The sequence below is a fragment of the Streptomyces sp. SID12501 genome, from assembly GCF_010550245.1.
GTDB lineage: Bacteria > Actinomycetota > Actinomycetes > Streptomycetales > Streptomycetaceae > Streptomyces.
On the sequence record NZ_JAAGLU010000341.1, the window covers coordinates 1 to 558 of the forward strand.

A 558-nucleotide genomic window follows, 5' to 3' on the forward strand; every position below is an offset into this window, starting at 1 on the left:
GTCTGCGACACGATCACGTTCGTGATCACGAACCGGCCGCCGGGCCACAGGTCCCGCTCGTCGAGGAGGACCCTGCCGCCTTCGGCGACCAGCTTGGAGGCGGTCGGCTCCGGTACCCAGGCGCCGTCGACGGCGCCGGACCGGTAGGCGTCCGGGGTGATCGTGTTGTCCGTACGGACGACGGAGACGTCTCCCCGGCCACTGGCCGCGTCGACCTTCCAGCCGCGTGCGGAGATCCAGTTCAGCAGGGCGACGTCCTGGGTGTTGCCGAGTTGGGGGGTGGCGATGCGGCGGCCCTTGAGGTCGTCGAGGGTTTTGACCCTCTCCGGGTTCACGACGAGTTTGACGCCGCCGGACGCCGAGCCGGAGATGATCCGCAGGTTGGATCCCTTGGACTTCACATAGCCGTTGACGGCGGGCGAGGGCCCGATGAACCCGATGTCGACGGCGCCGGCGTTGAGGGCCTCGATCTCGGCCGGACCCGCGTTGAAGGTGACGGTCTTCAGGGCCGTCCCGCCCAGTTCCCGCTGGATCAGGCCTTCGCGTACGCCCACCAGC

Annotated in this window: 1 protein-coding gene; it reads right to left on the reverse strand. The window is 69.2% G+C overall.

The genetic code is table 11. From position 1 onward, the window contains the following. The coding region (locus tag G3I71_RS46115) for an ABC transporter substrate-binding protein (RefSeq protein WP_164324906.1) at positions 1–558 on the reverse strand (558 nt) is incomplete at both ends.